General features: G+C 63.4%; 20 protein-coding genes. 14 read left to right on the forward strand and 6 right to left on the reverse strand.

All coding sequences use genetic code 11. From position 1 onward, the window contains the following. Positions 1–74: 74 nt before the first annotated feature. On the reverse strand, positions 75–737 hold the full coding sequence (locus tag JOE32_RS08130; RefSeq protein WP_209983013.1) for a peptidase C39 family protein: 663 nt from the start codon (positions 735–737) through the stop codon (positions 75–77). 188 nt (positions 738–925) lie between these two features. Between JOE32_RS08130 and JOE32_RS08135 the strand changes: the two genes are divergently transcribed. Next, a complete protein-coding gene (locus tag JOE32_RS08135) occupies positions 926–1,093 on the forward strand; it encodes a hypothetical protein (protein ID WP_163001008.1) in 168 nt (55 codons plus the stop codon). On the opposite strand, the gene JOE32_RS08140 is transcribed toward JOE32_RS08135, so the two are convergent. Beyond that, positions 1,074–1,478: a hypothetical protein gene (locus tag JOE32_RS08140; RefSeq protein ID WP_209983015.1), complete on the reverse strand. Its 405-nt coding sequence runs from the start codon at positions 1,476–1,478 to the stop codon at positions 1,074–1,076. The genes JOE32_RS08135 and JOE32_RS08140 overlap by 20 nt on opposite strands. Before the next feature lie 192 nt (positions 1,479–1,670). Between JOE32_RS08140 and JOE32_RS08145 the strand changes: the two genes are divergently transcribed. The 13 genes from JOE32_RS08145 to JOE32_RS08205 all read left to right on the forward strand — a co-directional run bounded on the left by JOE32_RS08145 (position 1,671) and on the right by JOE32_RS08205 (position 16,802). Beyond that, entirely contained in the window at positions 1,671–4,892 is a 3,222-nt protein-coding gene (locus JOE32_RS08145) for an efflux RND transporter permease subunit (RefSeq protein WP_209983017.1), read from the forward strand. Next, positions 4,882–6,045 carry an efflux RND transporter periplasmic adaptor subunit gene (locus JOE32_RS08150; RefSeq protein WP_209983019.1) on the forward strand — a complete coding sequence of 388 codons (1,164 nt, stop codon included), beginning with the start codon at positions 4,882–4,884 and terminating at the stop codon, positions 6,043–6,045. The genes JOE32_RS08145 and JOE32_RS08150 overlap by 11 nt, the downstream gene beginning before the upstream one ends. Further along, positions 6,029–7,438 carry an efflux transporter outer membrane subunit gene (locus JOE32_RS08155; RefSeq protein ID WP_209990415.1) on the forward strand — a complete coding sequence of 470 codons (1,410 nt, stop codon included), beginning with the start codon at positions 6,029–6,031 and terminating at the stop codon, positions 7,436–7,438. The genes JOE32_RS08150 and JOE32_RS08155 overlap by 17 nt, the downstream gene beginning before the upstream one ends. 496 nt (positions 7,439–7,934) lie before the next feature. Next, entirely contained in the window at positions 7,935–8,393 is a 459-nt protein-coding gene (locus tag JOE32_RS08160) for a transposase (RefSeq protein WP_209983021.1), read from the forward strand. Between the two features lie 120 nt (positions 8,394–8,513). Continuing rightward, positions 8,514–8,879 (forward strand): copper homeostasis periplasmic binding protein CopC, encoded by a 366-nt coding sequence (gene copC, locus JOE32_RS08165; protein ID WP_209983023.1) that lies wholly within the window; start codon positions 8,514–8,516, stop codon positions 8,877–8,879. Positions 8,880–8,882: 3 nt separating this feature from the next. Next, positions 8,883–9,737 carry a copper homeostasis membrane protein CopD gene (copD, locus tag JOE32_RS08170; protein ID WP_209983025.1) on the forward strand — a complete coding sequence of 285 codons (855 nt, stop codon included), beginning with the start codon at positions 8,883–8,885 and terminating at the stop codon, positions 9,735–9,737. Between the two features lie 165 nt (positions 9,738–9,902). Further along, the gene (locus JOE32_RS08175; RefSeq protein WP_209983027.1) at positions 9,903–11,165 is read left to right on the forward strand and encodes an OprD family porin; all 1,263 of its coding nucleotides are present in this window, start codon (positions 9,903–9,905) and stop codon (positions 11,163–11,165) included. Positions 11,166–11,335: 170 nt separating this feature from the next. Next, positions 11,336–12,151: an NAD(P)-dependent oxidoreductase gene (locus JOE32_RS08180; RefSeq protein WP_209983029.1), complete on the forward strand. Its 816-nt coding sequence runs from the start codon at positions 11,336–11,338 to the stop codon at positions 12,149–12,151. Positions 12,152–12,181: 30 nt separating this feature from the next. Next, positions 12,182–13,057, forward strand: a complete 876-nt coding sequence (locus JOE32_RS08185) for an SMP-30/gluconolactonase/LRE family protein (protein ID WP_209983031.1) — start codon at positions 12,182–12,184, stop codon at positions 13,055–13,057. A 52-nt stretch (positions 13,058–13,109) separates the two neighbouring features. Next, the gene (locus JOE32_RS08190) at positions 13,110–14,072 is read left to right on the forward strand and encodes a TRAP transporter substrate-binding protein (protein WP_209983033.1); all 963 of its coding nucleotides are present in this window, start codon (positions 13,110–13,112) and stop codon (positions 14,070–14,072) included. A gap of 63 nt (positions 14,073–14,135) precedes the next feature. Next, positions 14,136–14,663, forward strand: coding sequence for a TRAP transporter small permease (locus tag JOE32_RS08195; RefSeq protein WP_209983035.1), 528 nt, complete (start codon positions 14,136–14,138; stop codon positions 14,661–14,663). A 1-nt stretch (position 14,664) separates the two neighbouring features. Further along, complete coding sequence (locus JOE32_RS08200) at positions 14,665–15,945, forward strand: TRAP transporter large permease (RefSeq protein WP_209983037.1); 1,281 nt, start codon at positions 14,665–14,667, stop codon at positions 15,943–15,945. Further along, positions 15,945–16,802, forward strand: a complete 858-nt coding sequence (locus JOE32_RS08205) for an aldose 1-epimerase (RefSeq protein WP_209983039.1) — start codon at positions 15,945–15,947, stop codon at positions 16,800–16,802. Before JOE32_RS08200 ends, JOE32_RS08205 begins: the two co-directional genes overlap by 1 nt. Positions 16,803–17,167: 365 nt before the next feature. Here JOE32_RS08205 and JOE32_RS08210 read toward each other — a convergent pair whose 3' ends face one another. From JOE32_RS08210 to JOE32_RS08225, 4 genes are all read right to left on the reverse strand, one after another. Continuing rightward, a complete protein-coding gene (locus JOE32_RS08210) occupies positions 17,168–18,313 on the reverse strand; it encodes an HlyD family secretion protein (RefSeq protein ID WP_209983041.1) in 1,146 nt (381 codons plus the stop codon). Then, positions 18,310–19,953: an MFS transporter gene (locus JOE32_RS08215; protein WP_209983043.1), complete on the reverse strand. Its 1,644-nt coding sequence runs from the start codon at positions 19,951–19,953 to the stop codon at positions 18,310–18,312. Before JOE32_RS08215 ends, JOE32_RS08210 begins: the two co-directional genes overlap by 4 nt. Before the next feature lie 588 nt (positions 19,954–20,541). After that, a complete protein-coding gene (locus tag JOE32_RS08220) occupies positions 20,542–21,348 on the reverse strand; it encodes a sulfite exporter TauE/SafE family protein (protein WP_209983045.1) in 807 nt (268 codons plus the stop codon). Beyond that, positions 21,349–22,593 carry an FAD/NAD(P)-binding oxidoreductase gene (locus JOE32_RS08225; RefSeq protein ID WP_209983047.1) on the reverse strand — a complete coding sequence of 415 codons (1,245 nt, stop codon included), beginning with the start codon at positions 22,591–22,593 and terminating at the stop codon, positions 21,349–21,351. Between the last annotated feature and the right edge of the window lie 26 nt (positions 22,594–22,619).

The following is a 22,619-nucleotide window of genomic DNA, read 5'->3' on the forward strand; positions in this document are numbered from 1 at the left end:
CAGGCGCCAATGTGAAGCAGCTCCAACGGTGGGACGGGGCTGGCTCCCCCCACCGTTATTTGCATGCCAACCGTCTATTTGTGTTCGGCCAACACTTTGAGCGCCTGGGCCGCTGCCTGCTCCTGCCCGGCCTGGGCGGTGGCATTGGCGGCGTCGCGCCAGCGCTGCGCATCGACATTCGCCGGCAACTGACTCGGGCGCTGGGTCAGGATTGCCCAACTCCCGGCGCTGTTCCATTTCGATTCGAAATCACTGAAGTCCATCAACAGGCGCCGGTTCATGCCCGAACGCAGCAACACCGTGCTCTTCTGCTGGTTGAAGCCGACCACCACCACGTACCGCGCGTCCGACCACAGCCCGCCACCCAGGCGCGCCATCACCGGGTAACCCGCCGCCACCTGCGCCAGCACCGCCGTCAGCCTGGCATCCAGCGGGTACACCATCAGCCCGTATTCACGCGCCAGCACCTGCATGTTGCGCGCAAGGTCCGCCTCGGCGCCGGGCAAGTGCAACGGTTTATCCAGCAGGCCCGGTGTCATGACAATGCCTTGTTGCGACAGCATGCTGGCTAATGCCGTGGGACCGCTTTGATAGGCCTCGCTGCGAAAGGTCGGCACGCCGTTGAGTTCGACGCGTTCCGGCAGGCCCGCGAGCTTCGAGGGGTGCGACGAACACGCCGCCAGCCCCAATGCACAGGCCAGCAACAAGGTGGGTTTCAGGTTCGAGGGTAAGCGCAATTTTCTACTCTCTTGTTCAACCGCCGATGAGGGCTCAAATCATAGCCCAATCACGCGCTCACCACGGCCGTGGTTATAGCAAACGAGTTGGACGCCATGACCATTGGTCAATAACAGGCAACCGCCACGTCGCTACACTGTCAACCAAGAAGACCGAGTGTGCCCCGTGCGGGCGAGAGGAGGCCGGAATGAGCCTTGTAACAACCATTGCGATGTTGATCTGCGGTTGGCTGGCGGTAGCCGCCGCCATGTTGTGGGGGGTATTGCGCATTGCCCGTCGGCACCATCACCCCCACGCCACCCCCGTAAAACCGCAAAAGGCGCGGTGCGCCACGCCTAGCCAGGCATGCAACTGAAGTCCTGAGTCGCCGCTACCTCCTTGCCGTGCCCATCCATCAGGGCTGCGCGCACGGCGGTGCCCAGGCTGGACTCCACCAACGTGTAGTGCTCACCCGCCTTGAAATGCCTGTACTCGACCCGGCCCTGGCAGTCCTGCTGATTGTCGTCGCCCGCCGGCTCCTCGAATAACGTCACGTCCAGCCGATGGTCCCCCGGTGTCACTTCGAAAAAGCGCCCGTCGTCCACGCGCTTGCCGTCCACCCGCTCGGCCATCAGGTCATTCGGCGTCTCTTCCTTCAGGCCGATCCACGCATCGCCCGGATCCGCCTTGGGGACAGGGCCCGCGCAGGCCGACAGCAATACGGCGACAACAGGAATCAAGTACAGCGTTTTCAATGACATGACAAAGCTCCGAAAAAGACAGTTGCGATGGGCAACAAGCTTGAAGAGCGGTCGTTCGCAGAACAAATGAATAGAGATGAAGCAATCTTAAGCCGCTGACTAAATCTTCCTTCATCTGGCTGAAAGGTGCGTGTTAGGTGGGTCGCCCAAGACTGCCGGGGTTTGCAATCCCGCCTTTTTGGAGAGTCACGCATGCTCGGGCTGGTAAAGACCGCACTGCACAAGCCGTACACCTTCATCGTGTTGGCCATCATCATTTGCATCATCGGGCCGATGGCGGCCCTGCGTACCCCCACCGATGTGTTCCCGGATATCGGCATCCCCGTGGTTGCGGTGGTATGGCAATACAACGGCCTGTCGCCGGACGCCATGGCCGGTCGGGTGATCTACACCTACGAACGCGCCTTGAGCACCACCGTCAACGACATCGAACATATCGAATCGCAATCGCTGCCCGGCATGGGCATCGTCAAGATTTTCTTCCAGCCCGGCGTGGATATCCGCACCGCCAACGCCCAGGTCACCGCCGTTTCGCAAACCGTGCTCAAGCAGATGCCACCGGGCATCACGCCGCCGCTGATCCTTAATTACAGCGCGTCCACGGTGCCGATCCTGCAAATGGCGTTTTCCAGCCCCAGTCTCTCGGAAGCGAAGATTCGCGACCTGGTGCAGAACAATATCCGCCTGCCCCTGAGCGCCCTGCCCGGCCTGGCCATGCCCACCCCCATGGGCGGCAGGCAGCGCCAGATCACCCTCGACCTGGACCCGCAGGCCCTGGCCGCCAAAGGCCTGTCGGCGCAGGACGTGGGCACGGCCCTGGCGCTGCAGAACCAGATCATCCCGGTGGGCACCGCCAAGCTTGGCCCCAACGAATACACGATCCTGCTCAACAACAGCCCCAAGGCCATCGACGAACTCAACGACCTGCCGATCAAGACCGTCGACGGCGCGCTGATCACCATCGGTCAGGTGGCCCATGTGCGCGACGGCTCGCCGCCGCAGACCAACATCGTGCGCGTCGACGGCCACCGCGCGGTGCTGATGCCGGCGCTGAAAAACGGCAGCATCTCGACCCTGTCGATCATCGACGGCATCCGCCAGATGCTGCCGCGCATCAACGAAACCCTGCCGCCGTCGCTGAAGACTTCGCTGCTGGGCGACGCCTCGGTGTTCGTCAAACAATCGGTGGGCAGCGTGGCCCGGGAAGGCATCATCGCTGCGCTGCTGACCAGCGCGATGATCCTGCTGTTCCTCGGCAGTTGGCGCTCCACGGTGATCATCGCCGCGTCGATTCCGCTGGCCGTGCTGTCGGCCATCGCGCTGCTCGCCGTCAGCGGGCAAACGCTCAACGTGATGACCCTCGGCGGGTTGGCGCTGGCGGTAGGGATTCTGGTGGACGACGCCACGGTGACCATCGAAAACATCAACTGGCACCTGGAACAGGGCAAGGCGGTGAAGACCGCGATCCTCGACGGCGCCGCGCAGATCGTCGGCCCGGCCTTCGTTTCGCTGCTGTGCATCTGCATCGTGTTTGTGCCGATGTTTCTGCTGCAAGGCATCGCCGGCTATCTGTTCCGGCCGATGGCGCTGGCGGTGATGTTCGCCATGGCCAGCTCGTTCATCCTCTCGCGCACCCTGGTGCCGACCCTGGCGATGTATTTGCTCAAGCCACACGCACCGGAGCCGGGCCCAGGCCAGCATCCGGAAGACGCCTTCATCAATCACCATGAGGGCGAGCATCACCCGCAGCCGCGCCATCGTGTGCTGCAATTGGTGGTGAATGTCCAGCAGGGCTTCGAGCGCCACTTCTCGAACCTGCGCGATACCTACCATGGCCTGCTGAGGCTCGCCCTGGGCCGACGCAAGCGCTTTATCGCAGGCTTTCTCGCCTGCGTGCTGGCTTCGTTCCTGCTGCTGCCGAGCCTGGGCGAGGACTTCTTCCCCGCCACCGATGCCGGTGCCCTGGCGCTTCACGTGCGCCTGCCGCTGGGCACGCGCATCGAAGAAAGCGCGGCCGCGTTCGACCGCATTGAAGCGCGCATCCGCCAAGTGATCCCGGCCACGGAGCTGGACACTATCGTTGACAATATCGGCATACCGCTCAGCGGCATCGACATGGCCTACAGCAGCAGCGGCACCATCGGTCCGCAGGACGGCGATATTCAGGTCAGCCTGAAAAAGGATCACGCGCCCACCGCCGACTACGTCAAACAACTGCGCGAAGCCTTGCCGCAAAGCTTCCCCGGCAGCCAGTTCGCGTTCCTGCCTGCGGACATCAGCAGCCAGATCCTCAACTTCGGTACGCCGGCGCCCCTGGACATTAAAATCTCCGGGCGCAGCGATGCCGAAAACCGCGCCTATGCCGTGGCACTTGAGCGTCGCTTGCAGCATGTGCCGGGCATCGCCGACCTGCGCCTGCAGCAGTCCACCGGCTACCCGTCGTTGCAGGTGAATGTCGACCGCCTGCGTGCCAATGGCCTGGGCATCACGGAAAAGGACGTGACCAACAGCATGGTGGCATCGCTGGCCGGCAGCTCCCAGGTGGCGCCGACGTTCTGGCTCAATCCGGCCAATGGCGTGTCGTATTCGATTGTGGCGGCGACGCCGCAATACCGCCTCGACAGCTTGCCGGCGCTCGAAGCGCTGCCGGTGACCGGCGCCGACGGCCAGTCGCAGATCCTCGGCGGCGTTGCCAGCATTTCCCGCACCCACAGCCCGGCCGTGGTGACCCACTACAACATCCAGCCGACCCTGGACCTTTACGCCAACGTGCAGGGCCGTGACCTCGGCGGCGTCGCCCGTGACGTACAAACCGTACTGGACGACACCGCGCACCTGCGCCCCAAAGGCGCGACGATCAGCCTGCACGGGCAGATCGATGCACTGCACGAAGCCTTTACCGGCTTGAGCGTCGGCCTGCTCGGCGCGGTGCTGCTGATCTACCTGTTGATCGTGGTCAACTTCCAGTCCTGGGCCGACCCGTTCGTGATCATCACTGCATTGCCGGCCGCGCTGGCCGGCATTGTGTGGATGCTGTTCCTCAGCGGCACATCGCTGTCGGTGCCGGCACTCACCGGCGCGATCCTGTGCATGGGCGTGGCCACTGCCAACTCGATCCTGGTGGTGAGCTTCTGCCGTGAGCGCCTGGCCGCCCATGGCGATGCGCTGAAGGCCGCGCTGGAGGCCGGCTACACACGCTTTCGTCCGGTGTGCATGACCGCCCTGGCGATGATCATCGGCATGTTGCCCCTGGCGCTTTCCCAGGAGCAAAACGCGCCCCTGGGCCGTGCCGTCATTGGCGGCCTGATCTTCGCCACCGTCGCCACCCTGTTATTCGTTCCCGTGGTTTTCAGCCTGGTCCACGGGCGCCACCCTACTCGCGCCACTGCCGGAGAAACCCCTCATGTCGTCTGATCACACCCCCTCGCGCAAGCGTTTGATGCTCCTGGGCGTCGGCGGCCTGACCCTGGCCGCCCTGCTGGTCGCCAACGGTTTGCATGCGCGCGCGCTGCACGCACGGTCGGTCAGCGCCTGGACCGAAACCGCCGCCATCGCGCAGGTAAGCGTGGTGCAACCCGAACGCAGCGCCGCCGGCGACACCCTGCGCTTGCCCGCGCACCTGGAGGCCTGGAGCAAGGCGCCGATCCATGCGCGGGTCAGCGGCTATCTCAAGGACTGGAAAGTCGATATCGGCAGCCGGGTCAAGGCCGGGCAAGTGCTCGCCGACATCGACAGCCCGGACCTGGACCAGCAATTGGCGCAAACCCATGCGCGCCTGGTCCAGCAGCAAGCCAATGCACGCCTGGCGGCCACCACCGCCACGCGCTGGCAACACCTGCTGGCGAGCCATTCGGTGTCGCGCCAGGAAGCCGACGAGAAAACCTCGGCTGCGGCTGCGGCCAAGGCCAACGCCGAAGCCGCCGCGGCCGACTATGCGCGACTGTGTGCACTGGAGCGCTACAAGACCCTGCGCGCGCCGTTCGCCGGCATCATCACCGCGCGCAACACCGATATCGGCCAGTTGATCAAGGCCGATACCGACAGCAAACTGGCCTTGTTCAACCTCGCCGATACGCACCAATTGCGCCTGTATGTGCCGGTGCCGCAGAACTACGCGGCGGTTATCCATCCCGGCTTGCAAGCCGAACTGACGGTGCCCGAGCATCCCGGCGAACACTTCAACGCGCGCCTGATCGGCGATTCCACCGCCATCGACCGCCGCTCCGGCACGCTGCTCGCGCAGTTCGTCGTCGATAACCCCGGCGACACGTTGCTGCCCGGCGATTACGCCGAAGCCACCCTGCCGCTTCCGGCCGATACCCACGGCGTGAGCATCCCCGCCAGCGCGTTGATCTTCCGCGCCCAAGGCACTCAGGTGGCGCTGCTGGATGCGCAGAACCGTGTGCACTTGCAAGGCATTCATATCGGCCTCGACCTGGGCGCACGGCTGGTGATCGATCAAGGGCTCAACCCCGCCGACCGCGTGGTCGACAACCCGCCCGATGCCTTGCGCGAAGGCGATCCGGTGCAACTGGCCGCTGTCGCGGGAGGTGCGCATGCGGCGTGAATCAGTTGTGGCGTTGATGCTGCTGGCGTTGCAGGGTTGCTCGATGGCGCCGGCCTACAAGGTGCCGACGGTGGACCTGCCGGCGGATTACCGCGAGGGGCCGTGGCACAGCGCACAGCCGTCCGACCGAGTGACGCCGCAATGGTGGACGCTCTACAACGATGCGCGTCTTGATGACCTGCAGCAGCGACTGCTCCAGGCCAACCCGAACCTGGCGGCGGCGCTCGCGCATTACGACGCGGCCCAGGCGTATGCCAGCCAGTTGCATGCCGGACTGTTCCCGCAGATCAGCGCCAGCGCACAGCCGCTGCGCCAGCGGCAGTCGGATACGCGGCCGCTGCGCGGGGGTACGCAGCCGTCGCTGTACAACAGTGATACGGCCGGATTTTCCCTGAGCTACGACCTGGACCTGTGGGGCAAAATCCGCAACCAGGTGGCGGCGGGTGATGCCCAGGCGCAAGCGTCCGGGGATGAGCTGGCGATGGCACGCTTGAGCCTGCAGCAGCGGCTGGCGACCCTGTATGTGCAGCTCGACGGACTGGACGCGCAAAGCCGGATTCTGCAGCGTTCGCTGGATGACTTCAGCCAGGCGCTGCAACTGACGCGCAGTCGCTATGAAGGCCAGATCGCTTCAGCGCTGGACCTGACGCGCGCGCAAAGTCAGCTGGCAGAGGCCAGGGCGCAGCTGGATGAAGTGCGCGGCCAACGCAACCTTGCCGAACATGCCATCGGTGAGCTGGTGGGCGTGGCGGCGAGTGATTTTTCCTTGGCGCCCAGCCCGCATCTGCTCGCCCTGCCGCAGATTCCTGCGCAACTGCCCAGCCACCTGCTGCAACGTCGCCCCGACATTGCGGCAGCGGAGCGTCGCGTGTTTGCGGCCAACGCAACGATCGGCGTGGCCAGAGCGGCGTGGTACCCGGATTTCAGCCTGACCGGCTTGATCGGCGGACAGACCCAGGGCGTTGGCAACCTGCTGTCTGCCAGCAATCGTTACTGGGCGCTGGGACCGCTGGTGAACCTGCCGATCGTCGACGGCGGGCGCTTGAGCGCCAATGAGCGCCAGGCCAAAGCCGAGTTCGAAGAAGCTTCGGCGCAGTACCGCAGCCAGGTGCTGAAGGCTGTGCGCGAGGTGGAAGACAACCTGGCGCAACTGCGCGACTTGCAGCGCCAGGCCGAGGATGAACAGGCCGCGGCGGATGCGGCGCAGCACACCCAGGCGCTGGCAATGAACAGCTATCAGGCGGGCGCGGTGAGTTACCTGGATGTGGTGACCGCGCAGACTGCGGCATTGCAGGCCCAACGGGCGTTGCAGGCGGTGCAGACGCGGCAGTTACAGGCAAGTGTGGGGCTGCTGGCGGCGCTCGGAGGTGGTTGGGAACCCGGCACGTTTTAAGGCCCTACGCAACGCCACATGTGGGAGGGGGCTTGCTCCCGATTGCAGTAGGTCAGCCAATACAAGTGTGACTGACCCACCGCTATCGGGAGCAAGCCCCCTCCCACAGGCTTTGCGCCAGACGCACTAGGTATGAACACTGCTGGATTCATGTGGGGCTTGCTTCTGATGGCAGCGGGTCAGCTGATGCAAGTGTCGCTGACCCACCGCTATCGGGAGCAAGCCCCCTCCCACAGGCTTTGCGCCAGACACACTAGGTATGAACACCGCTGGATTCATGTGGGGCTTGCTTCTGATGGCAGCGGGTCAGCTGATGCAAGTGTCGCTGACCCACCGACTCTGCGCCAGACACACTATGTATGAACACCGCTGGCCCCTGTGGGAGGGGGCTTGCTCCCGATGGCGCCCTTCCAGACACATCCTGCCAAAAGCTTGCCGATCAAGCTCAGCCACAGCACCTAGCCTCTCTTGAACACCCATGCAGAGAGGCCAGGGAATGCCTGATCTACCCGCGTCACACCGCCTGCGCATCGGCCGATTCAGCGAGCCGAACCGCATCTACCTCATCACCACCAATACCCACGAACGCATCGCCATTTTCAGCGATTTCCAGTTGGGCCGGCTGGTTGTCCGGCAGATGCGGATCGCTCAGTTGCAAGGCCGGGCGAACTCCCTCGCCTGGGTGATCATGCCCGACCACTTTCACTGGATTATCGAGCTGCAAAAAGGCTCGCTGGCGGACCTGATGTGCCAGGTAAAATCCCAAAGCACCCGCACGGTTAACGGCGCGAGCGGGCGCAAGGGCCGGCTTTGGCAGGAGAGTTTCCATGACCGGGCGCTGCGCAAGCAGGATGACCTGCTGAAAATGGCGCGGTATGTGGTGGCCAATCCCCTGCGGGCCGGGCTGGTGCGCAGAATTGGCGACTACCCGCTGTGGGACGCGATATGGCTGTAGCGCCGCGAGCCCCCTTCCGCCTTTTTTAACTGCATTCCTGGCTTAAACACTAACTCCCACTCACAGCCTTATCCGAAACTTCGTACACTGCCCGCCCTACTCATTGATTGGTATTGCGCAATGTTGATCAAAAAAGCCCTCACCACCGTCGCGCTGCTGGCTTCTCTGCTGGGCGCTGCGTCAGCTTTCGCCCACGCACACTTGAAAAGCTCGGAGCCTGCGGCGGACAGCAGCGTCGCTGCGCCCAAGGATCTGCGCCTGACGTTTACCGAAGGCGTTGAAGCCACGTTCAGCAAAGTCTCACTGAGCAAGGACGGCACCGAAATCGCGATCAAAGGCCTGGAGACACTGGATAAAGACAAGAAGGTGTTAGTCGTGACACCCGCTGCGCCACTGGCGGCCGGTCACTACAAGGTGGTGTGGAACGCCGTCTCCGTCGACACCCACAAGAGCAACGGTGAATACAGCTTCAAGGTCGGCCAATAATCCATGGCGACGCTGCTGGTGCTGTGCCGTTTCGTGCATTTCATCGTCGTGTTGCTGATGTTCGGGGCCTGCGCGTTCAGGCCCTGGCTGCTGGGCACGCACGCGCAACCGGCGCTGGACCGGCAACTGCTGCGCATCACCCGTGGCCTGGCCTGGCTGGGGCTCGTTTCGGGCGTGGTGTGGCTGCTGTTGATCACCGCGAGCATGGCCGGTAACTGGGACGCGGCCCTGCAACCGGCGACAGTGCGACGGGTACTGGGCAAGACCTTCTTTGGCCAGGTGTGGGTGTGGCATCTGTTGCTGAACCTGCTGCTGGTGATCGCGCTGATCAAACCCTGGCCAGTGCTGCGCCTGCCGTTGCTCGCGTCGTTACTGGCGACCCTTGCACCCGTGGGCCACGGCGCAATGCTCGACGGCCTCAGCGGGCAGTTGCTGATCCTCAATCAGGTGGTGCACCTGGTGTGCGTCGGCGCCTGGCTCGGGGGTTTAATGTTGCTGGTGCTGATACTGCGCTCGCCAACGCCGGCACTGGAGCCGATCCTGCGGCGCTTCAGCGGCGTCGGTTATGGCTTGGTGGCCGGCCTGCTGGTGACGGGTTTGATCAACGTGCGCGTACTGACCGGGCAACTGTGGCCGACACCGTTGTTCAGCGGGTTCGCGCTGATTTTGTTGATCAAGGTGCTGCTGGTACTCGGCATGCTGGGGTTGGCGCTGCTGAACCGTTTGCGTCTGGAGCACTGTGAGCAGCGCGTGAGCACGTTGAAAGCCAGTGTGACGCTGGAATGGTTACTCGGTGTTTCAGCAGTGGCAGCGGTTTCTCTATTGGGCACCCTTCCGCCAATGACCATGACGGGCTGACTTGACACGCCGTCCGACCTTGAAGGTGCTCACCTGGGTAGTTTATTCAGTCATCGTATAACTTCCGCTTGACACCCCCACCAAACCCCGCAAATATCCGCTCCAATGTTGTACGACAACGTATAACAAATAATAAAAACAACAAAAGAAAATGGGAGCTTCACTGTGAGTCAATTCGCCCGCAATTCCTCCTCGCACCTCGGTCTCATCAGCCTCGCCAGCCTTGCGTTTACCCTGCCCCTCGCCGCCCAGGCGGATGGGTTTCTCGACGATGCCAAGGCCTCGCTCAACCTGCGCAACGCCTACTTCAACCGCAATTTCACCAACCCGGCCAACCCCCAGGCCAAGGCTGAAGAGTGGACGCAGAACTTCATTCTTGACGCCAGGTCCGGCTTCACCCAGGGCACCGTAGGTTTCGGGCTGGATGTGCTGGGGCTGTACTCGCAGAAGCTCGACGGCGGCAAAGGCACCGCCGGCACGCAACTGCTGCCGGTGCACAGCGACGGCCGCCCGGCGGATAACTTCGGGCGCCTGGGCGTGGCCCTGAAAACCCGGCTGTCGAAGACTGAACTGAAGGTCGGCGAATGGATGCCGGTGCTGCCGATTCTGCGCTCCGACGATGGCCGCTCCCTGCCGCAAACCTTTCGCGGCGGTCAGGTCACCTCCAACGAGATTGCCGGGCTGACCCTCTACGGCGGCCAGTTTCGCGGCAACAGCCCGCGCAACGATGCGAGCATGGAAGACATGTTCATGAACGGCAAAGCGGCGTTCACCTCCGACCGCTTCAACTTCGGCGGCGGCGAATACACCTTCAACGACAAGCGCACCCAGGTCGGCCTGTGGTACGCCGAACTCAGCGATATCTACCAGCAGCAATACCTCAACCTCACCCACAGCCAGCCCGTGGGCGACTGGACCCTGGGCGCCAATCTCGGTTTCTTCAACGGCAAGGAAGACGGCAGCGCCCTGGCCGGTGACCTGGACAACAAAACCGTCTCCGCGCTGTTCTCGGCCAGGTACCAGGGCCACACTTTCTACGTGGGCCTGCAGAAACTCACCGGCGACAGCGTGTGGATGCGCGTCAACGGCACCAGCGGCGGCACCCTGGCCAACGACAGCTACAACTCCAGCTACGACAACGCCAGGGAAAAATCCTGGCAGGTGCGGCATGACTTCAACTTCGTGGTGCTGGGCGTACCGGGGCTGACCTTGATGAACCGCTACATCAGCGGCAGCAACGTACACACCGGGGCGATCACCGATGGCAAGGAATGGGGACGCGAGTCCGAGCTGGCCTACACCGTACAAAGCGGTGCGCTGAAGAACCTGAATGTGCGCTGGCGCAACTCAACTATGCGTCGGGATTACAGCACCAACGAGTTCGATGAAAACCGGCTGTTTGTGAGCTATCCGATTTCCCTGCTGTAACACTCAACCCCCACTCGCCGGCAACCCTGTGGGAGGGGGGCTTGCTCCCTCCCACATTTTGATCCTCACTGTGCTTTCATTCTGTCTGCAAGAACGTTGACAAGCCGGTGAAACCCTAACAATACTTTGACAAAGTCATACGACAACTTACAACAATAAATGGAACGCCCATGACCACCTCCTCCGCCATTCCATTCAACCGCCTGCTGCTCACCGGCGCCGCCGGCGGCTTGGGCAAGGTACTGCGCGAGCGCATGCGCCCTTACGCCCAGGTGCTGCGCCTGTCGGACATCGCCGACATGGCCCCCGCCGCCGCCCACGAAGAAGTGCAGCCGTGCGATCTCGCCGACAAACAGGCCGTGCACCACCTGGTCGAAGGCGTCGACGCCATCCTGCATTTTGGCGGCGTGTCGGTTGAGCGCCCGTTCGAAGAAGTACTCGGCGCCAATATCAGCGGGATTTTCCATATCTACGAAGCCGCACGCCGCCATGGCGTCAAGCGCGTGATCTTCGCCAGCTCCAACCACGTGATCGGCTTCTACAAACAGGGCGAGCCACTCGACGCCCACTCACCCCGCCGCCCGGACAGCTACTACGGCCTGTCCAAGTCCTACGGCGAAGACATGGCCAGTTTCTACTTCGACCGCTACGGCATCGAGACCGTCAGCATCCGTATCGGCTCCTCATTCCCCGAACCGCAGAACCGCCGGATGATGCACACCTGGCTCAGCTTCGACGACCTCACCCAACTGCTCGAACGCGCGCTCTACACGCCAAACGTCGGCCACACCGTGGTGTACGGCATGTCGAACAACCTCGACACCTGGTGGGACAACCGCTACGCCGCGCACCTGGGCTTTGCTCCCAGGGACAGCTCCGAAGTGTTCCGCGCCCAAGTGGAAAAACAACCGCCCGTGCCTGCCGATGACCCGGCGGCGGTGTATCAGGGCGGCGCGTTCTGCGCGGCCGGGCCGTTCGGTGACTGAGTCTGCCTCCAACCCAGGGAGTGAGTGGCCATGACCGCTGAATTGATTGTCGACGCCCGCAATGCCGTGGGCGAATGCCCGGTGTGGGTGCCCGAGGAAAACGCTCTGTACTGGGTGGATATCCCCAACGGCGGCCTGCAGCGCTGGAGCGCCGGCAGCGGCCACATCGCCGCGTGGACAGCCCCGCAGATGCTCGCCTGCATTGCCCGCACCACCGCGGGCAATTGGGTGGCGGGCATGGAGTCGGGCTTTTTCCAGCTCACGCCTTACAACGATGGCAGCCTCGACACCACGCCACTGGCCGGCGTCGAGCACGCGCGCGACGACATGCGCCTCAATGACGGCCGCTGCGACCGCCAGGGCCGTTTCTGGGCCGGCAGCATGGTGCTGAACATGGGCTTGAACGCGGCCGAAGGCACGCTCTATCGCTATGCCAGCGGCGCCGCGCCGCATGCCCAGTTGAACGGTTTCATCACCCTCAACGGCCTGGCCTTCAGCCCCGATGGCCGCACGATGTACGCCTCGGACTCGCACCCGCTGGTGCAGCAGATCTGGGCCTTTGACTACGACACCGACAGCGGCACTCCGAGCAATCGCCGCGTGTTTGTCGACATGCATAAATTCCTCGGCCGCCCCGATGGCGCGGCGGTGGATGCCGACGGCTGCTACTGGATCTGCGCCAACGACGCCGGCCTGGTGCACCGTTTCACCCCCGACGGTCGCCTCGACCAGTCACTCACCGTACCGGTGAAAAAACCCACCATGTGCGCCTTCGGCGGCAGCCGTCTGGATACGTTGTTCGTCACCTCGATTCGCGATGACAACAGTGACCAGTCCCTGTCCGGCGGCGTGTTCGCCCTCAACCCCGGCGTCAAGGGACTGCCCGAACCGCGCTTCATCCTCTAGCTGCATCGCTGTGCCTTGAATACAAAAATAACAAGACAGGAGTGATACCCCTATGGACTTCAAACGCACGTTGCTCGTCGCCGCACTGTTCACCCTCAGCAGCGCCGCTCAGGCGCTGGAAATCAAATTCGCCGATATCCACCCCGACGGCTACCCCACCGTGGTGGCCGAAAAGAACATGGGCGCCGCGCTGACCAAAGAGAGCAACGGCGAACTGACCTTCAAGTTCTTTCCCGGCGGCGTACTGGGCTCCGAGAAAGAAGTGGTCGAACAGGCCCAGGTCGGCGCCGTGCAGATGACCCGCGTCAGCCTCGGCATCGTCGGCCCGGTGGTGCCGGCGGTGAACGTGTTCAACCTGCCGTTCGTGTTCCGCGACCAGGCGCACATGCGCAAGGTCATCGATGGCGAGATCGGCGACGAGATCCTCGCCACCATCACCGACTCCGAATTCGGCCTGGTGGCCCTGGCCTGGATGGACGGCGGCACGCGCAACCTCTACACCAAAAAGCCGGTGCGCAAAATCGAAGACCTCAAGGGCATGAAGATTCGCGTGCAGGGCAACCCACTGTTCATCGACGCCTTCAATGCCATGGGCGCCAACGGCATCGCCATGGACACCGGCGAGATCTTCAGCGCCCTGCAGACCGGCGTGATCGACGGCGCGGAAAACAACCCGCCGACCCTGCTTGAACACAACCACTTCCAGAACGCCAAGTTCTACACCCTCACCGAACACCTGATCCTGCCCGAGCCCATCGTGATGTCGAAGATCACCTGGAACAAACTCACCCCCGCCCAGCAAGACATGGTGAAAAAAGCCGCCAAGGCCGCGCAGGCCGATGAGCGTGTGTTGTGGGACGCCAAATCCGCCAGCAGCGAAACCAGGCTAAAGGCTGCGGGGGTGGAGTTCATCAGCGTCGACAAAAAGCCCTTCTATGACGCCACCGCAGCAGTGCGCGCCAAGTACGGCGCGCCCTACGCTGACCTGATCAAGCGCATCGACGCGGTTCAATAACGCCCTCCTTCCTGACAAGGCCCGGCGCGGTCGGCACCGACGCGCCCGGTCACGGTGAACGCCATGAAGAATCTACTGCTGCGCTTCAATGACCGCCTCTACATGACCTGCATCTGGGTCGCCGGCCTCTCGGTGCTGGGGGTGGCGCTGATCATTCCGTGGGGCATCTTCGCCCGCTACATCCTCGGCACCGGCTCCAGCTGGCCGGAGCCCACCGCGATCCTGCTGATGCTGGTATTCACCTTCGTCGGCGCCGCCGCCAGCTACCGCGCCGGCGCGCACATGTCGGTGGCCATGGTCACCGACCGCCTGCCGCCCACCCAACGCCGCATCGTCGGCCTCCTCTCGCAACTGTTGATGGCGACCATCTGCCTGTTCATGACTATTTGGGGCAGCAAGCTGTGCCTGTCCACCTGGAACCAGTTCATGAGCGCCATTCCCACCCTGCGCGTGGGCATTACCTATATGCCGATCCCGATCGGCGGGCTGCTGACGCTGGTGTTCGTGCTGGAAAAACTCGTGCTGGGCGACCAGAGCCAACGGCGCGTGGTGCGCTTTGACCTGGTGGAAGAAAGCGAAGGAGCTGCCTGATATGGACGCATTGATTCTGCTCGGCAGCTTTATCGCCCTGATCCTGATCGGTATGCCGGTGGCCTACGCCCTGGGCTTGTCGGCGTTGATCGGCGCATGGTGGATCGACATTCCGTTCCAGGCCCTGATGATTCAGGTGGCCGGTGGGGTGAACAAGTTTTCGCTGATGGCGATTCCATTCTTCGTACTCGCCGGGGCGATCATGGCCGAGGGCGGCATGTCGCGACGGCTGGTGGCGTTTGCCGGCGTACTGGTGGGTTTTGTGCGCGGCGGCCTGTCGCTGGTCAACATCATGGCCTCGACGTTTTTCGGCGCCATCTCCGGCTCGTCGGTGGCCGACACGGCCTCGGTGGGCTCGGTGCTGATCCCGGAAATGGAACGCCGTGGCTACCCCCGGGAGTTTGCAACGGCGGTCACCGTCAGCGGTTCGGTGCAGGCCCTGCTGACCCCGCCCAGCCACAACTCGGTGCTCTACTCCCTGGCGGCCGGCGGCACGGTATCGATTGCCTCGCTGTTCATGGCCGGCGTGGTGCCAGGGCTGCTGATGAGCGCATGCCTGATGGTGCTGTGCCTGATCTTCGCGAAAAAACGCAACTACCCCAAAGGCGACGTCATCCCCCTGAAGCAGGCACTGAAAATCGCCGCCGACGCGCTTTGGGGCCTGATGGCCATGGTGATCATCCTCGGCGGCATCCTCTCGGGCATTTTCACCGCCACCGAGTCGGCGGCGATTGCGGTGCTGTGGGCGTTCTTCGTGACCATGTTCATCTACCGCGACTACAAATGGCGCGAGCTGCCCAAGCTGATGCACCGCACGGTGCGCACCATTTCCATTGTGATGATCCTGATCGCCTTCGCCGCCAGCTTCGGCTACATCATGACGCTGATGCAGATCCCGGCGAAGATCACCACGATGTTCCTGACCCTGTCGGACAACCGCTACGTGATCCTGATGTGCATCAACGCCATGCTGCTGTTGCTGGGCACGGTGATGGACATGGCGCCGCTGATCCTCATCCTCACGCCGATCCTGCTGCCGGTGATCGTCGGCATCGGTGTCGACCCGGTGCATTTCGGCATGATCATGCTGGTGAACCTCGGCATCGGCCTGATCACCCCGCCGGTGGGCGCGGTGCTGTTTGTCGGCGCGGCGGTGGGCAAGACCACCATCGAGAAAACCGTGAAGGCGCTGCTGCCGTTCTACGCGGTGCTGTTTCTGGTGCTGATGGCGGTGACCTACATCCCGGCGCTGTCGCTGTGGCTGCCAAGCGTGGTGCTGTAATGATTGAACTTGAAGATCGGCTGACCCGCCTCACCCTGTCCCCGGCAGTGGGTGGCAGCCTCGTCAACTGGACGGTGCGCGCCACCGGGCAGCCGCTGTTGCGACACAGCGATGAGCACGCGATCACTACCGGGTTGCCGGGCAAGCTGGGGTGCTATCCATTGGCGCCCTGGTCGAACCGGGTGGCCGAGGGCGGTTTTGCCAACCCTGAGGGCTGGCTGGCGTTGACGCCCAACAGCCTCACCGATCCCCTGCCGATTCATGGCTCGGCGTGGCAACAGGCCTGGCAGGTGGTGAGCCGGACAGCGGATGATGTGGTGCTGGCGGTGGTCTGTGAGACGCCGTTCGCTTATCGCGCCGAGCAGCGGTTTCGCTTGAGTGACGGTGAACTGAGTATTGCGCTGCGGGTGACCCATTTGGCTGCACAGCCGGCCTGGCACGGGTTGGGATTGCACCCCTACCTGCCCCGCAGGCCGGGCACGCGGTTGCAGGCCAAGGCGTCGCAGGTGTGGATGAGCGATGCGTCCAAATTACCCACGGCGTTGGCGCAGATACCCGAAGCGTGGGACTTTCGCCAACTCAAGAGCCTGCCGGAGGAGCCGGTGGATAACGGTTTTTGCCAGTGGGACGGGCACTGCCGGATCGAACAGCCGGAACTGGGCTATGCGCTGGAATGCCAGGCCACCGGGGCCGATTACTTCCTGCTGTACTGCCCTGCGGGGCTTGAGTTCTTTTGCATCGAGCCGGTGAGCCATCCGGTGAATGCCCACCACCTGCCCGGCCGACCCGGCTTGAAGCTGCTGGAACAACACCAGTCAACCCACCTCGATTTCACCTTGAAATACACGCCCCTGTAACACCAAAAAAATCTGTGGGAGGCTCCGCCAAGTCTTCGACTTAGCGCTGTCGCGCAGAAAACTGGGCCTCTGTGGCGAGCGGGCTTGCCCCGCGTTGGGCTGCGCAGCAGCCCCAAAACCATGTTTTGCGTAGTGTCAGGTACACCGCGTTTTCTTTGATTGGGGGCGCTTCGCGCCCCAACGCGGGGCTTGCCCCAACACTCGGCACCTCGCCTGGGCTCGGTGTGCCCGAACGCAGGCTTTGGAGCGTATTTGACGGGGCGCCTAAGATCAAAAGCAAAAGCGCGGCGGCCTGAGAGCCGACCGGAATGGGGAATGTGAACGCGATCAAATGTGGGAGCTGGCTTGCCTGCGATAGCGGTGTATCAGGGCGGGCTGTTTTTCAGGCGGCCGGCGGTGTCGATACTGACCACCACCGACAACCCCGGCCGCAGCCGCTCACTCTCTGCCTGCCCCGGGTCCACGGTGATCCTCACCGGCACCCGCTGGGCGATCTTCACAAAGTTGCCAGTGGCGTTGTCCGCCTGCAACAGGCTGAACTCCGAGCCCGTCGCCGGCGAAATATGCTGCACCGTGCCATGAAACCTGCGGTGGTTCAGCGCATCCACGGTGAAGGTCACCGGCTGGCCGACCTGCACGTCGGCCATCTGGGTTTCTTTCATATTGGCGATCACCCACAGCTGATTGGGCACCAGCGCCATCAACTGCGCGCCGGAATTGACGTAGGCGCCCAGGCGCACACCGATCTGCCCCAACTGGCCGTCGCGGGGCGCGGTGATGCGCGTGTTGGCCAGGTCGATGCGCGCCAGCGCCACTGCGGCATCGGCGCTCGCCACCGCCGCTTCCAGCGAACCGCGATTGACGATCACCGTCTGCAGGTCCTGCCGCGCGATCTCCAGGTTGGCCTGGGCCTGGGCCACCGCCGCAACGGTTTGCGCCTGGGCGGCGCGGGCCACGTCCAGTTCGCGCCTGGACACCGAGCCGTCGCTGATCAGCTCTTCATTACGGCGCAGGTCGGCGCTGCTTTTGCGCGCCTGGGCCTGGCTGTCCACCAGCGCGGCCTGGCGCAGCTTGATGGTGGCTTGCGCGCTGTTGCGCTGCTGCACCACGTTGGCCAACGCCGCCTTCTGCACCGCCCGTTGCGCCAGCGCCTGATCGAGGCGCTGCTGGTAGATGCGGTCGTCCAGGCGCACCAGCAGGTCGCCGGCCTTGACGTACTGGAAGTCCTGCACCGGCACCTCGAACACATAGCCGCTGAGCTGCGGGCCGATGATCGTCACCTGGCCGCGCACCAGGGCGTTCTCGGTGGTTTCCACCGCACTGCTGAACGGTGGCAACTGCCAGGCGTAGAGCACGATCAGCACGCCGACGATGGCAATCGCGGCAAAGCCCAGAGAAGAGATGATGCGCACCCGCAAGGAGCGCGGCTCGGTCGCCGTGGCGCCCGGCGGCGTACTGCCTTCCGGCGTGGCAGCGATGGCATTGGTGGTTGTGGTGGTCGATTCGGTCATGAAGGTGCGCCGCTGGGTTGAACGGGAGGAGCTGCCTGGGTGGTGCTCATCAGCCACAGGCTGCGAATGAAGATCCAGCTCATGGTGAGGATCGCGATGATCGCGATCAGCATGAAGACATCGTTGTAGGCCATCACATTCGCCTCACGGGTCGCCGCCGTGGCGAGGCTGCGAATGCCCTGCAGGTTGCGCAGCTGCGGATCGGCGATCACCCCGCCATAGGCCGCCCCGCCACTCTGCACCCGCGCCGCCACGCGCGGGTCGAGCAGGGTCAGGTGTTCGACGATCATGCTGGAATGATACTTCTCGCGCACGATCTGGAAGGTGCCGAGCAACGCCGCGCCAATCAGGCCGCCGAGGTTCTGGCAAATGCCGAACATCACCGAGAAGCTCACCAGGTTGCGCGGGTTGGCCAACACGTTTTTGGTGCCGAGCACCATGGTCGGCCCGAGGAAAAACGTGCCGCCGAAGCCCAGCAGGAACTGGCTGACATACAGGTTCTGCGGCCGGGTGAGGTTACTGGAAAAACTGTCCATGACCGAGCCGGTTGCCATCAGCGCCAGGGAGATCACCAGCGGCATCAGCAGGTGCGCCGGGTTGATCGTCAACGCACTGACCACCAGCCCCGCTAGCGCCCCGGCCAGCATCACCACGTACAGCGTGTGCATCTGCTCGTAGCTCATGTTGAGCATCTGCATGAAACCCACCGCGCCGGTGGACTGCTCCGACAGCACCATGCGAATCAGGATCACCGCCAGCGCCAGGCGGATCATCACCCCGCTGCCGAGCCAGCGCGTCATCAGCAGCGGGTTGGCGCGGTTATGCTCGATGGCAAGGCCCGCCATGATCAGCACCAGGGAACAGGCCGACGCCACACCGATCCACGGCGCCTCCAGCCACCAGTCGATACGCCCCAGGGACAGCACCGCGCAGAGCAAAGCCACGCCAGTGGCGAGGATGGCGAAGGTGAGAAAATCAAGTTTTTCAAAGGTCTTGAAGCGGTCGCCGGGCGGCAATTTGAGCAGGAACACACAACCCAGGCAGATCAGCGCCAGCCCCAGCTCAAACAGGTACAAGCCGCGCCACTCGGCAATCTGCAGCAAGTCTTCGGAGAACAACCGCGCCAACGGCAAGGCCAGCTGCGCGGTGCCCAGCCCGAGCACCAGCGAGCGCAAGCGCCACTTGGCCGGGAAGGCCTGGATCATGTAGTACAAGCCCAACGAACTCAGCGCCGCCCCCACCATGCCATGGGCCGCCCGCACGGCGATGGCCGAGCTGAGGTCGTTCACGAATAAATGGCCGAAGGTCACCAGCACGTACAGCAACAGAAACACCTCGGTGAACGCACGCAGGCCGAACTGCTGGCGAAACTTCACCAGCAACAGGTTCATGCACACGTTGGTCATCACATAGGCGGCGGGCAGCCAGGCCATCTCTGCGGTGGTCGCCCCCAGCGCGCCTTGCAGGTATTGCAGGTTGGCGATGACCAGCGCGTTACCCAGCCCCCCGGTGATCGCCACCAGCGCACCGACCAGCGCGAACAGCCAGCGCTTGTGGGTGGGATGCAGCGGCGTCGACGGCGAGCCGGGCAAGGTCGGTCGCTCGTGAGGCTGCCAGGGGTGGGGGGTGTAGTTGTCCATTCGGTGACCTTGGTGAGCCGACGGGGAAGTCGGTGAAATCCATGCTCAGAGACAGTAAACGCGAGTGGAGTTCATCTTGCCAGCGGTGGTTGGGCAAATGAGGGGGGTAGCTGTTGGGGGTTTGTGGTGTACATATCTGTTATTTGAGTAACGGCGGCTTAGGGTTCCGCCCTTACGGCGGGTCACTTTTTGAAGAGCGCTGTATGGACCGGACACATGGTTGACGGGGCGCCTGAGATCACGATCAAAAGCCAAAGCAAAGCAGATCAAAAGCAGCGTGATAGCCATTAGACCAATGGAGATTACATGTGGGAGGGGGCTTGCTCCCGATAGCAGTGGGTCAGCTACACATAAGTTGACTGACCCACTGCTATCGGGAGCAAGCCCCCTCCCACAGTTTGTACAGTGTTCGGCAGAGAATTCCGGTCGGCTCTAAGGCCGCCGCGCTTTTGCTTTTGATCTGAGGCGCCCCGTCAAACACGCTGGCCGAACGCAGGCTTTGGAGCGTGGGTAACCCGGCAGGACGCCGACCCGCCGTAAGGGCGGAACCCTAATCAGCCGTTACCCCAATAATGGATATGTCCCCCCCTAAACCAAAGCCTTCAACAACATCCCAACCGCAACCAATACGCACAAACTGGCAAACCCCACCTGCAACGTGCGCGCCGCGATCACCGACCCCAGCCGCCGCCCAACCAACATGCCGACGACACTCGATCCGATAAACGCCCAGCCCACCGGCTCGATGCTCACCCCCGCATGAAACGCCCCCACCACGCCGATCAGCGAAAGCAGGCTGACAACCATCAGCGAAGTCGCAACGATCCCGCGCATTTGCACATCGGTCAGTTGCTTGAACGCCGGCACGATCAGGAAGCCGCCGCCCACGCCCAACAAGCCCGATACAGCACCGGTAACGGCACCCAATGCAGCCAGGGTGGCGCTGCACTTGGCGGTCCAGGCCAGGCGCCCGGTCTGCTGATTGAGCATGCAGTTCTTCTGCCCCCACAGCGCGGCACCATGGTCGCTAGGCCCGGGCTCGATCTTTTCGCGCTGCAGCATGCGCCAGGCCACCAGCACCATCAGCGCGCTGAACAGCCCCATCAGCACCGTTTCCGAGAGCTGATGAGCGACAAACACGCCCAACGGTGAAAACAGCGCACCGAGCAAGGCGATCAACAGCGCCGCGCGATAACGCACCAGTCCGTGGCGCAGGCCGTCAATCGCCCCGACCGCTGCCGCCGCGCCCACGGCAAGCAACGACACCGGCGCGGCCTGGGTCATCGTCAACCCCAGTCCCAACACCAGCGCCGGCACCCCGAGAATGCCGCCGCCCGCGCCGGTCAGGCCCATGACCAGGCCCATCAATACCCCAAGAACACTCGCCAGCAGCATTCAGTCCACCTTGCTCAGGCGGGTCAGCCACTCGCGCCCCTTGAGCATGCCGTTCCAGTAGAACCACGGCAGCAGCGTGGCCTTGAGGAACCACATCGAACGCCGTGCCCGGGTCGGGTCGAGGGGAAAGGTCGGCAGCAGCTTGCCGCCGTAGCCGAATTCGGCCAGCACCACCTTGCCCTTCTCCACCGTCAAGGGGCAGGAGCCATAGCCGTCGTACTTGAGCGGCAACGGCGCCTGTTTGCGCAGGGCCAGCAGGTTTTCGGCGACCACCACGATCTGCTTGCGCACCGCTGCGGCGGTCTTGGCATTGCTGGTGCCGCACACATCGCCCAGGCCGAAGATGTGTGGGTAGCGCACATGCTGCAGGCTGTGAGGGTTCACGTCACACCAGCCGACCGCGTCGGCCAGCGCGCTTTGGCGGATGAAATCCGGGGAGACTTGCGGCGGCACCACGTGCAACAGGTCGAAGGACTTTTCCGCAACGCTGACGTTGCCGTCGGCCCCCTTCACCTCGAACCAGGCCTTGCGTGCCGGGCCATCGACCTTGATCAGGTTGGAGTTGAAGGCCAGCCGCGCGTTGTACTTTTCCACGTACTTCATCAACGGTGGCACAAAGGTCGCCACGCCGAACAGCGCGGCACCGGCCAGGTTGAATTCGACGTCGATGTTTTTCAGGCTGCCCTGCTTGAGCCAGTGGTCGCAGGACAGGTACATGGCTTTCTGCGGCGCACCGGCGCATTTGATCGGCATGGCCGGCTGGGTGAAGAGCGCCTTGCCACCCTTGAGCTGCTGCACCAGTTGCCAAGTGTAGGCTGCGTGTTCGTAACTGTAGTTGGAGGTGACGCCGTGGCGACCGAGGGTATCCTGCAGGCCTTCGACTTTCTCCCACGCCAGGCGCAGGCCGGGGCAGACGATCAGGTTGTTCCAGGTGACGCGCTGGCCGCTGTCGAGCACCAGGGTCTGCTCGTCAGGCAATAACTCGCTGGCGGCGGCCTGGATCCAGGTGACCCCGTTGGGCAGTACGTCGGCCAGCGGGCGGCGGGTCTTTTGCAGGTCATAGGCGCCGCCGCCCACCAGGGTCCAGGCGGGCTGATAGCAATGAAAGTCGTTGGGTTCGATCAGGATGATGTTCAGTTGCGGGTCGCGCTTGAGCAGGCTGGCCAGCAGGCCGATGCCTGCCGAGCCGCCGCCGATGACGACGATATCGCCACTGATGGTGGGTCCCCAGTGTTGTTCGGTCATTGTCTACTGCCTTTTTGAGTCAATGC

It is taken from the genome of Pseudomonas sp. PvP025, from assembly GCF_017832155.1.
Classification (GTDB): Bacteria; Pseudomonadota; Gammaproteobacteria; order Pseudomonadales; family Pseudomonadaceae; genus Aquipseudomonas.

Excerpts from the sequence above, each read along its gene's own strand:
- JOE32_RS08135 (WP_163001008.1), top strand. The coding sequence starts at position 926 with ATGAGCCTTGTAACAACCATTGCGATGTTGATCTGCGGTTGGCTGGCG.
- JOE32_RS08140 (WP_209983015.1), bottom strand. The coding sequence starts at position 1,478 with ATGTCATTGAAAACGCTGTACTTGATTCCTGTTGTCGCCGTATTGCTG.
- JOE32_RS08145 (WP_209983017.1), top strand. The coding sequence starts at position 1,671 with ATGCTCGGGCTGGTAAAGACCGCACTGCACAAGCCGTACACCTTCATC.
- JOE32_RS08150 (WP_209983019.1), top strand. The coding sequence starts at position 4,882 with ATGTCGTCTGATCACACCCCCTCGCGCAAGCGTTTGATGCTCCTGGGC.
- JOE32_RS08160 (WP_209983021.1), top strand. The coding sequence starts at position 7,935 with ATGCCTGATCTACCCGCGTCACACCGCCTGCGCATCGGCCGATTCAGC.
- copC (WP_209983023.1), top strand. The coding sequence starts at position 8,514 with ATGTTGATCAAAAAAGCCCTCACCACCGTCGCGCTGCTGGCTTCTCTG.
- copD (WP_209983025.1), top strand. The coding sequence starts at position 8,883 with ATGGCGACGCTGCTGGTGCTGTGCCGTTTCGTGCATTTCATCGTCGTG.
- JOE32_RS08180 (WP_209983029.1), top strand. The coding sequence starts at position 11,336 with ATGACCACCTCCTCCGCCATTCCATTCAACCGCCTGCTGCTCACCGGC.
- JOE32_RS08185 (WP_209983031.1), top strand. The coding sequence starts at position 12,182 with ATGACCGCTGAATTGATTGTCGACGCCCGCAATGCCGTGGGCGAATGC.
- JOE32_RS08190 (WP_209983033.1), top strand. The coding sequence starts at position 13,110 with ATGGACTTCAAACGCACGTTGCTCGTCGCCGCACTGTTCACCCTCAGC.
- JOE32_RS08195 (WP_209983035.1), top strand. The coding sequence starts at position 14,136 with ATGAAGAATCTACTGCTGCGCTTCAATGACCGCCTCTACATGACCTGC.
- JOE32_RS08200 (WP_209983037.1), top strand. The coding sequence starts at position 14,665 with ATGGACGCATTGATTCTGCTCGGCAGCTTTATCGCCCTGATCCTGATC.
- JOE32_RS08205 (WP_209983039.1), top strand. The coding sequence starts at position 15,945 with ATGATTGAACTTGAAGATCGGCTGACCCGCCTCACCCTGTCCCCGGCA.
- JOE32_RS08210 (WP_209983041.1), bottom strand. The coding sequence starts at position 18,313 with ATGACCGAATCGACCACCACAACCACCAATGCCATCGCTGCCACGCCG.
- JOE32_RS08215 (WP_209983043.1), bottom strand. The coding sequence starts at position 19,953 with ATGGACAACTACACCCCCCACCCCTGGCAGCCTCACGAGCGACCGACC.
- JOE32_RS08220 (WP_209983045.1), bottom strand. The coding sequence starts at position 21,348 with ATGCTGCTGGCGAGTGTTCTTGGGGTATTGATGGGCCTGGTCATGGGC.
- JOE32_RS08225 (WP_209983047.1), bottom strand. The coding sequence starts at position 22,593 with ATGACCGAACAACACTGGGGACCCACCATCAGTGGCGATATCGTCGTC.